The sequence below is a fragment of the Delftia sp. ZNC0008 genome, from assembly GCF_000799035.1.
Taxonomy (GTDB): Bacteria; Pseudomonadota; Gammaproteobacteria; order Burkholderiales; family Burkholderiaceae_C; genus Comamonas; species Comamonas tsuruhatensis.
In genome coordinates this window covers 1-10,215 of record NZ_JTKZ01000483.1, presented here as the reverse complement: position 1 = coordinate 10,215, position 10,215 = coordinate 1, and the positions used below count along the sequence as shown (strand labels likewise).

Annotated in this window: 6 protein-coding genes; 5 read left to right on the top strand and 1 reads right to left on the bottom strand. The window is 66.5% G+C overall.

All coding sequences use genetic code 11. The features are described 5' to 3' along the window. The coding region (locus tag L995_RS16325; protein WP_156136090.1) for a helix-turn-helix transcriptional regulator at nt 1–287 on the top strand (287 nt) is incomplete at its 5' end. A gap of 115 nt (nt 288–402) precedes the next feature. Here the strand turns inward: L995_RS16325 and L995_RS16320 are convergent. Continuing rightward, on the bottom strand, nt 403–1,818 hold the full coding sequence (locus L995_RS16320; protein WP_047472645.1) for a hypothetical protein: 1,416 nt from the start codon (nt 1,816–1,818) through the stop codon (nt 403–405). A gap of 204 nt (nt 1,819–2,022) precedes the next feature. Here L995_RS16320 and L995_RS16315 point away from each other — a divergent pair, with 204 nt between their 5' ends. The 4 genes from L995_RS16315 to narH all read left to right on the top strand — a co-directional run. Then, the gene (locus tag L995_RS16315; RefSeq protein ID WP_047472644.1) at nt 2,023–3,345 is read left to right on the top strand and encodes an MFS transporter; all 1,323 of its coding nucleotides are present in this window, start codon (nt 2,023–2,025) and stop codon (nt 3,343–3,345) included. Between the two features lie 16 nt (nt 3,346–3,361). Next, nucleotides 3,362–4,816, top strand: coding sequence for an MFS transporter (locus tag L995_RS16310; RefSeq protein ID WP_047472647.1), 1,455 nt, complete (start codon nt 3,362–3,364; stop codon nt 4,814–4,816). Between the two features lie 67 nt (nt 4,817–4,883). Next, entirely contained in the window at nt 4,884–8,678 is a 3,795-nt protein-coding gene (locus tag L995_RS16305) for a nitrate reductase subunit alpha (RefSeq protein WP_047472643.1), read from the top strand. Nucleotides 8,679–8,696: 18 nt separating this feature from the next. Then, the coding region (narH, locus tag L995_RS16300) for a nitrate reductase subunit beta (protein WP_047472642.1) at nt 8,697–10,215 on the top strand (1,519 nt) is incomplete at its 3' end.

The following is a 10,215-nucleotide window of genomic DNA, read 5'->3' as shown; positions in this document are numbered from 1 at the left end:
TGCTGTCCACCCAGATGGACCGCGCGCTGACCCTGACCTACCTGAGCGCCGCCGTGGGCCTGGGCGAGCACCGGCTCAAGCAGGGCTTTCGCGCCGTCTTCGGCACCACGCCCCAGGCCCTGCTGCTGGAGCTGCGCATGCGCCGCGCCTGGGCGCTGCTGGAGACCGGCTGCCAGGTCGCCCAGGCCGGCTGGCAGGTGGGCTATGCCCATCCGTCGAACTTCAGTGCCGCGTTCACGCGGTTCTACGGACGCAGCCCGAAATCAGTCTTCGGGCGTCGTTCGTAAGAAGAGGCTTTCGGTGGATTGGGTTGGTCTGCAACGGGATGAGTGCATGCTTGAGGTGCTCCGTATGGGCCTGAGCCCGTGCAAGCTGCCGTTCCAAGAGGAACGCTCGGCGCACTCAGAACAGCCGCGCCCTGTAGACATTGTTTGGCTCTGCGTTTTGCGGCTGTGGTTCACGGCCTTGGAACACCAGGGATTGCTGCTCCTTGTCCCACAGCATGGGCTGCTGCGGGGTGTAGGGCGAGCGCAATGCCTGAGGGCTCTGCTCCAGCCAATGGGCCATGTCGGCCGAGGTGATGCCCTGGCGATAGGCCTGCAACTGCAGGCGCACCAGACGTCGGTGGCCTTCGATATCGTGGGTGCGCTGGAAGTATTTCCGTCTGGCGGGCAGCGCAATGTCTTGCGCGAGACCCAGCATGCTCCTGCCCATCAGATTGCGCGGCCAGTAGGTCCACCGGCCCTCCAGGTCCGAGACGCGTTGCTGCGGCTGCGCGATGGCTGCATCAAGCGCATGGGCGGGCAGGCGTGCGAGGACTGACATGTCCTCCCAGCGTTGCCAAACCAGATTGGCTCTCTGATGGGGCAGATAGGCCAGCCGCACCAGTGCATTGCTCAGCCACTCCTCGATGAACTCGGACCATGTGCCACGGAAGGCAGGAATGAGGGAGGGCGACGCCTCCACCATGCCTGCACCCAGGGCCATGCTCCAGCGTATCTCTCCTTCAGCAGCAGGGGCCAGCGACAGCGGCCAGGAGCCCAGCGCGGTTTCCCAGGCGTCGTGGTCGCGGGCTACCAGCGCGGGAAAAGCACGGGCCATCTCGCTGAGCAGCCGCTGATGCCTGTAGGCTGCTGCCAGCACGACCATGGCGCCGATCAGGGTGCGGGATCCCTCCAGCAGACGCTGGTGCAGTTGGGTGTTGCGCCGCATGCATTCGAGCGCTTCACGCGGTTGATTCGATTGAAGCAGCAGCGCCGCTTGCATGCCCACCAGTTCGGAAGCGAAGAACAGGTCGTCGTAGCGGGGCATTTGAAAGCCCGCGTAGGGCACCGGAACCTCTTCATATGCAGGTGACTCCCCCAAGGCCCGGTAGCGTGAGAGGGTCTCCGAATGGCGTCGTAGAGCCTCTTCGATGGCCGTGCGCCTTGCGTCGTAGTGTTCCATGCAGTTCGCGGCAGCGGGACAGCGCAGTTTTTTGCGGTCGTCCGTCTGGAAGGCTGCCTGCACGTGGTCTGCCCATTCCTGGTCGTGCTCGAAGCGGTGGTGATAGCGCTCCAGATCACGCATGAAGACCTGTTCTCCGGCCTGCTGCGGGTCTTCGCCAGCAGGCGCACCCAGCCCCAGCAGGAGGAAGTAACTGTTGCGCCGCATGGCCTGTGCGTCAGGCGGTACGAAGCGCCGGGCCTCGGCGGCCTCGGGCAGCAGCTCGTCGTCATGCCGGTTGGCCACCCACAGCACCAGCACGCCAAGCAACGGCAAAGCCAGGGCCACTGCCAGGGGCCAGCGCCAGAACCTGAAGGTGAGAAAGCGTCGCATGCGGCAAGCCTATCCGAAGGGTGGGCAGACCCTCTGCGTAGCCGGGGTGCATTCCCGTGGAATTGCAACGGCCATAGTTCTTTGGAACTAGGCCTGCCTGCGCGCGCCTAGTTCTTCCGCATTGTCCGAGCGTACGGCTGGCGGATGTGCGGCGCGGCCCTCGCGCGGGACCATGGGAACCATAGCCCCCACGAGGAAAACAAAATGGCAAACCAAGCGCCCGCCGCACAGGGCCATCCCCGAAAAAGTCCGGGAACAAGCACACGCCGCGACCGCCAGGCCTGGTCGGTCCTGGCCGTCAGCACCCTGGCCTTCACCGTCTGCTTCATGGTCTGGATGATGTTCGGCATCATCGGCATCCCCATCAAGAAGATGCTGGATCTGAACGCCACGCAGTTCGGCCTGCTCACGGCCATGCCCGTGCTCACGGGCTCGCTGGTGCGCGTGCCGTTGGGTATCTGGACCGACCGCTACGGCGGGCGCATCGTGATGGCGGTGCTGATGGCCGTCACCGTGCCCGCGATCTGGATGATGGGCTATGCCACCGAGTACTGGCACTTCCTGACCATCGGCCTGTTCGTGGGCCTGTCGGGCGGCTCGTTCTCGGTGGGCACGCCCTATGTGGCGCGCTGGTTTCCCAAGGAGCGCCAGGGCATGGCCATGGGCATCTACGGCGCGGGCAACTCGGGTGCGGCGGTCAACAAGTTCGTGGCGCCGGTGATCCTGGTGGCCTTCGGCTGGGCCGCCGTGCCGCATGCCTACGCGGCCATCATGCTGGGCGCACTGGTGCTGTTCTGGCTGTTCAGCCACAGCGACCCGGCCCATCGGGTGCCCAGCAATGTGCGCTTCAGCGATCAGTTGAAGGCGCTCAAGGACCCGCGCGTGCTCAAGTACTGCCAGTACTACAGCATCGTCTTCGGCGGCTATGTGGCGCTGAGCCTGTGGATGGTGCAGTACTACGTGGGCGAGTACGGCCTGGACATCCGCGTGGCGGCCCTGCTGGCGGCCTGCTTTTCGCTGCCGGGCGGCGTGTTGCGCGCCATCGGCGGCTGGCTGTCGGACAGGTACGGCGCGCACAGCGTGACCTGGTGGGTGCTGTGGGTGTGCTGGATCTGCCTGTTCCTGCTGTCCTATCCGCAGACGGATTTCACCATCTCCACGGTGGACGGCAGCACAACGCTGCACCTGGGCCTGAACGTCCATGCCTTCACCGCGCTGATGTTCTTGCTGGGCATTGCCATGGCCTTCGGCAAGGCCAGCGTCTTCAAGTACATCAGCGACGACTACCCCGCAAACATCGGCGCCATCAGCGGCATCGTGGGCCTGGCCGGCGGCATGGGCGGCTTCATCCTGCCCATCCTGTTCGGCGTGCTGCTGGACTGGACGGGCATACGCTCCAGCGCCTTCATGCTGCTGTACGGCGTGGTCTGGGTGTCGCTGATCTGGATGTATTTCACCGAGGTGCGCCGCACCGACGTGCTCAACAGCCACGGCGGCCGCAGCGATGTGCAGCCGGCCGCGCGCTGAACCGCAGGAGTTGCACATGCATGCGAACACCCCAACCAACGCGCCCCGCCGCAGCCGCCCCGGCAGCGTGCTGACCCTCTGGCGCCCCGAGGACAGGCAGTTCTGGGAGCGCGAGGGCGAGGCCATCGCCAGGATCAACCTCTGGATCTCGGTGCCCGCCCTGTTCCTGGCCTTTGCCATCTGGCAGGTCTGGAGCGTGGTGGCCGTGAACCTGCCCGCGCTGGGCTTCACCTACTCCACCAACCAGCTGTTCTGGCTGGCGGCGGCGCCCGCGCTGTCGGGCGCCACGCTGCGCATCTTCTATTCCTTCATGGTGCCGCTGATGGGCGGGCGCCGCTGGACGGCGCTGTCCACGGCCTCGCTGCTGATCCCGGCCATCGGCATCGGCTACGCGGTGCAGGACCCGGCGACCGACTATCCGACCATGCTGATCCTGGCCCTGCTGTGCGGCCTGGGCGGGGGCAATTTCAGCTCCAGCATGGCCAACATCAGCTTCTTCTTTCCCAAGGAACGCAAGGGCTCGGCGCTGGGCGTGAACGCGGGCCTGGGCAATCTGGGCGTGTCGGTGGTGCAGTTCCTGAGCCCGCTGGTGATCACGGCCGGCATCTTCGGTGTCTTCGGCGGCGATGCGCAAACCATCACCAAGGCCGGCGAGGCCACGAAGATCTGGGCGCAGAACGCGGCCTTCATCTGGGTGCCGTGGATCGCCATCGCCTCGCTGGCCGCCTGGTCCGGCATGAACGACATCGCCGACGCCAAGGCCAGCTTCGCGGCCCAGGCCGCCATCTTCCGGCGCAAGCACAACTGGGTGATGTGCCTGCTGTACCTGGGCACCTTCGGATCGTTCATCGGCTTTGCCGCCGGCTTTCCGCTGCTGATCAAGAGCCAGTTCCCGGCCGTCAATCCGCTGGCCTATGCCTGGCTGGGCCCGCTGCTGGGCGCGCTGTCGCGGCCCTTTGGCGGCTGGCTGGCCGACAAGGCGGGCGGCGCGCGCGTGACGTTCTGGAACTTCCTGGTCATGGCCGTGGCCGTGGTGGGCGTGCTGTATTTCCTGCCCAAGGGCAGCGGCGGCTACGCGCTGGGCTTCGGCCCTGCCGAGGGCAGCTTCATGGGCTTCTTCCTGATGTTCCTGGTGCTGTTCCTGACCACGGGCATCGGCAACGGATCGACCTTCAGCATGATCCCGGCGATTTTCCTGGCGCTCAAGCAGCGCGAGCTCGGCGCCCATCCCAGCGAGGAAGCCCAGGCCCATGCCCTCAAGGAAGGCAACACCGAAGGCGCGGCCGCCCTGGGCTTTGCGGGCGCGCTGGGAGCCTACGGCGGCTTCTTCATCCCCAAGAGCTACGGCAGCTCCATCGCCGCCACGGGCGGGCCCGAGCTGGCGCTGTGGGTGTTTGCCGCCTTCTATGTGCTGTGCGTGGGCGTGACCTGGTGGTACTACGCGCGCAGGAACGCCGAGATGCCCTGCTGAGCTGCGCGCCTAAGGCACTACCGCACCTAACAGCAACGCACCGCAACGAACAACAAGGAGTCCCGCGATGAGCCATTTTCTGGACAAGCTTTCCTACTTCTCCCTGCCCCGGCAGGAATTCTCCAACGGCCATGGCCAGGTGACGGGCGAGGACCGCACCTGGGAAGACGCCTACCGCGACCGCTGGGCGCATGACAAGGTGGTGCGCTCCACGCACGGCGTGAACTGCACGGGCTCGTGCTCGTGGAAGATCTACGTCAAGGGCGGCATCGTGACCTGGGAGACCCAGCAGACCGACTACCCGCGCACGCGCGCCGACCTGCCCAACCACGAGCCGCGCGGCTGCGCGCGCGGCGCCAGCTACAGCTGGTACCTGTACAGCGCCAACCGCGTCAAATACCCCATGGTGCGCGGCCGGCTGCTCAAGCACTGGCGCGCTGCCCTGGCCGTGGCCAGGAGCCCGGTCGATGCCTGGGCCGCCATCGTCGAGAACGAGGATGCGCGCAGCGAGTGGCAAAAGCAGCGCGGCCTGGGCGGCTTCGTGCGCAGCAGCTGGGACGAGGTCAACCGCATGATCGCGGCGGCCAACGTCTACACCATCAAGAAGCACGGGCCGGACCGCATCATCGGCTTCTCGCCGATTCCGGCCATGTCCATGATCTCGTATGCCGCAGGCAGCCGCTACCTGAGCCTGATCGGCGGCGTGTGCATGAGCTTCTACGACTGGTACTGCGACCTGCCGCCGGCCAGCCCCCAGACATGGGGCGAGCAGACCGACGTGCCAGAGAGCGCCGACTGGTACAACTCCAACTTCATCATCGCCTGGGGCTCCAACGTGCCCCAGACGCGCACCCCCGACGCCCACTTCTTCACCGAGGTCCGCTACAAGGGCGCCAAGGTCGTGGCCGTCACGCCCGACTACTCCGAGGTCGCCAAGCTGGCCGACCTGTGGATGCACCCCAAGCAGGGCACGGACGCGGCCGTGGCCATGGCCATGGGCCACGTCATCCTCAAGGAGTTCTACTTCGGCGAGCGCGGCCGCCCGGCCTATTTCGAGGACTATGCGCGCCGCTACACCGACCTGCCGCTGCTGATCCGCCTCAAGCGCCAGCAACTGCCCGACGGCCGCACGGCCCTGGTTCCCGAGCGCTATGTGCGCGCCAGCGACTTCGAAGGCGACCTGGGCCAGGACAGCAACCCCGAATGGAAGACCGTGGCCTACGGCGAGGACGGCGGCGTGGCCCTGCCCAACGGCTCCATCGGCTTTCGCTGGGGCGAGGCCGGCCGTGCCGACGAGGGCCTGTGGAACCTCGAATCCAAGGAGGCGCGCACGGGCAACGACGTGCAGCTCAAGCTCTCGGTGCTGGACGGCCAGGGCGTGGACAGTGAAGTGGCCGACGTGGCCTTCCCCTACTTCGGCGGCCTGCAGTCGCCGGGGTTCGACGCCAACGAGCAGGGCACGGACGTGCTGCTGCGCCGCGTGCCCGTCTCGCGCATGGTGCTGGACGGCGAGGAGGCCATCGTGGCCACCGTGTTCGACCTGCTGGCGGGCAACTACGGCATCCACCGTGGCCTGGAGGGTGAGGCCACCGAGGGCGCTGATGGCGGCTATGACGCCGATGCGCCCTACACCCCGGCCTGGCAGGAAAAGATCACCGGCGTGCCGCGTGACCAGGTGATCGCCATTGCGCGCCAGTTCGCCGACAACGCCGAGAAGACGCGCGGCAAGTCCATGGTCATCATCGGCGCGGCCATGAACCACTGGTACCACTGCGACATGAACTACCGCGGCATCATCAACATGCTGATGCTGTGCGGCTGCATAGGCCAGAGCGGCGGCGGCTGGGCGCACTACGTGGGCCAGGAAAAGCTGCGCCCGCAGACCGGCTGGACTGCGCTGGCCTTTGCGCTGGACTGGCTGCGCCCGCCGCGCCAGATGAACTCCACCAGCTTCTTCTACGCCCACACCGACCAGTGGCGCTACGAGAAGCTGGGCGTGGAGGAGGTGCTGTCCCCGCTGGCCGACCGCAGCCAGTACGGCGGCGCCATGATCGACTACAACGTGCGCGCCGAGCGCATGGGCTGGCTGCCCAGCGCGCCGCAGCTGCAGGCCAACCCGCTGCAGCTGGTGCGCGACGCCCAGGCCCAGGGCCTGGACGTGAAGGACCACGTGGTGCAGTCCCTGCAGGACGGCTCGCTGTCCATGAGCTGCGAGGACCCCGACCACCCGGCCAACTGGCCGCGCAACATGTTCGTGTGGCGCTCCAACATCCTGGGCAGCTCGGGCAAGGGCCACGAGTACTTCCTCAAGCACCTGCTGGGCACCACGCACGGCGTGCAGGGCAAGGACCTCGGCCACGATGAAGCCAAGCCGCAGGAGGTGCGCTGGCACGACAAGGCACCCGAGGGCAAGCTGGACCTGCTGGTCACGCTGGACTTCCGCATGAGCACCACCTGCCTGTACTCGGACATCGTCCTGCCCACGGCCACCTGGTATGAGAAGAACGACCTCAACACCAGCGACATGCACCCCTTCATACATCCGCTGTCGGCGGCCGTGGACCCGGCCTGGCAGGCCAGGAGCGACTGGGAGATCTACAAGGGCTTCGCCAAGTCCTTCAGCGAGGTCTGCGTGGGCCACCTGGGCGTGGAAAAGGACGTGGTGCTCACGCCGCTGATGCACGACACCCCCGCCGAGCTGGCCCAGCCCGATGGCGTGCGCGACTGGAAGAAGGGCGAGTGCGCCCTGATCCCCGGCAAGACCGCGCCGCAGATTGCCGTGGTCGAGCGCGACTATCCCAACCTCTACAAGCGCTTCACGGCCCTGGGCCCGCTGATGGACAGGCTGGGCAACGGCGGCAAGGGCATAGCCTGGAACACCGAGACCGAGGTGGAGCAGCTGGGCGAGCTCAACGGCCTGGTGCGCGAGGAAGGCGTGAGCCAGGGCCGCCCGCGCATCGTCACCGACATCGACGCCACCGAGGTGGTGATGATGCTGGCGCCCGAGACCAACGGCCACGTGGCCGTCAAGGCCTGGGAGGCGCTGTCGAAGCAGACGGGGCGCGAGCACGCCCACCTGGCCCTGCACCGCGAGGACGAGAAGATCCGCTTTCGCGACATCCAGGCCCAGCCGCGCAAGATCATCAGCTCGCCCACCTGGTCGGGCCTGGAAAGCGAGAAGGTCAGCTACAACGCCTGCTATACCAACGTGCATGAGCTGATCCCATGGCGCACCCTCACCGGCCGCCAGCAGTTCTACCAGGACCATCCGTGGATGCGCGACTTCGGCGAAGGCTTCGTCAGCTACCGCCCGCCCGTGCACATGAAGGCGCTGCAGGAAGTGCAGGGCCAAAAGCCCAACGGCCACCCCGAGATCGCGCTGAACTTCATCACGCCGCACCAGAAGTGGGGCATCCACTCCACCTACGGCGACAACCTGATGATGCTCACGCTGGCGCGTGGCGGCCCCATCGTCTGGCTCAGCGAGGACGACGCCAAGAGCGCCGGCATCGCCGACAACGACTGGGTGGAGCTGTACAACGCCAACGGCGCCATCGCGGCGCGGGCCGTGGTCAGCCAGCGCGTCAAGCCGGGCATGGTGATGATGTACCACGCGCAGGAGAAGACCATCAACACGCCGGGCTCGGAGATCACCGGCACGCGCGGCGGCATCCACAACTCGGTCACGCGCATCGTGCTCAAGCCCACCCACATGATCGGCGGCTACGCGCAGTACAGCTACGGCTTCAACTACTACGGAACCATCGGCACCAACCGCGACGAGTTCGTCCTGGTCCGAAAGATGCGCCGCATCGACTGGCTGGATGACGAAGCCGAGGCCGGCGCGGCCGCCCATGCCTGAACAACAAGGAGAAACACGATGAAAATCCGCGCACAGATCGGCATGGTGCTGAACCTGGACAAGTGCATCGGCTGCCACACCTGCTCCGTCACCTGCAAGAACGTCTGGACCAGCCGCCCCGGCGTCGAATACGCCTGGTTCAACAACGTCGAGACCAAGCCCGGCATCGGCTACCCGCGCGAGTGGGAAAACCAGGCCAAGTGGAACGGCGGCTGGATGCGCCGCACGGACGGCTCCATCGCGCCCCGCCAGGGCGGCAAGTGGAGCCTGTTGATGCGCATCTTCGCCAACCCCAACCTGCCCCAGATCGACGACTACTACGAACCCTTCACCTACGACTACGAGCACCTGCAGTCGGCCAGGGAAAGCAAGGCCGCGCCCACGGCGCGCGCACGCAGCCTGATCTCGGGCCAGCGCATGGAGAAGATCGAATGGGGTCCGAACTGGGAGGAAATCCTGGGCGGCGAATTCAGCAAGCGCAGCCATGACGTGAACTTCGAGCAGATCCAGAAGGACATCTACGGCCAGTTCGAGAACACCTTCATGATGTACCTGCCGCGCCTGTGCGAGCACTGCCTGAACCCGGCCTGCGTGGCGTCCTGCCCCTCGGGCTCGATCTACAAGCGCGAGGAGGACGGCATCGTCCTCATCGACCAGGACAAGTGCCGCGGCTGGCGCATGTGCGTCTCGGGCTGCCCCTACAAGAAGATCTACTACAACTGGCAAAGCGGCAAGGCCGAAAAATGCATCTTCTGCTACCCGCGCATCGAGGCCGGCCAGCCCACCGTCTGCTCCGAAACCTGCGTGGGCCGCATCCGCTACCTGGGCGTGCTGCTGTACGACGCCGACCGCATCGAGGAAGCGGCCAGCGTGGAGCGCGACCGCGACCTCTACCAGGCGCAGCTGGACATCTTCCTGGACCCCAATGACCCCGAGGTCATCCGCCAGGCCCGCATCGACGGCATCCCCGACGCCTGGATCGAGGCCGCCCAGTCCAGCCCCGTCTACAAGATGGCCGTGGACTGGAAGGTGGCCCTGCCGCTGCACCCCGAGTACCGCACCCTGCCCATGGTCTGGTATGTGCCGCCGCTGTCGCCCATCACCTCGGCGGCGAACGCCGGGCATCTCGACAGTGTCGGCCGCAGCCCCATCAATGGCGACCTGCCCGATGTCTCGCAGCTGCGCATCCCCGTGCAGTACCTGGCCAACCTGCTCACCGCCGGCGACACCACGCCCGTGGTGCGCGCGCTGGAGCGCATGCTGGCCATGCGCGCGTACCAGCGCAGCAAGCACGTGGACCAGGAACAGAACCTGGCCGTGCTCCAGTACGCGGGACTGACGGTGCACGAGGTCGAGGACATGTACCAGACCATGGCGATCGCCAACTACGAGGACCGCTTCGTCATCCCCTCGGCCCACCGCGAATACGCCGAAAGCGCGTTCGATTTGCGCGGCGGCTGCGGCTTCTCGTTCGGCAACGGCTGTTCTGACGGCAACACCGACGCCAGCCTGTTCGGCGGCAAGAAGCCGCGAACCA

Excerpts from the sequence above, each read along its gene's own strand:
- L995_RS16320 (WP_047472645.1), bottom strand. The coding sequence starts at position 1,818 with ATGCGACGCTTTCTCACCTTCAGGTTCTGGCGCTGGCCCCTGGCAGTG.
- L995_RS16310 (WP_047472647.1), top strand. The coding sequence starts at position 3,362 with ATGCATGCGAACACCCCAACCAACGCGCCCCGCCGCAGCCGCCCCGGC.
- L995_RS16315 (WP_047472644.1), top strand. The coding sequence starts at position 2,023 with ATGGCAAACCAAGCGCCCGCCGCACAGGGCCATCCCCGAAAAAGTCCG.
- L995_RS16305 (WP_047472643.1), top strand. The coding sequence starts at position 4,884 with ATGAGCCATTTTCTGGACAAGCTTTCCTACTTCTCCCTGCCCCGGCAG.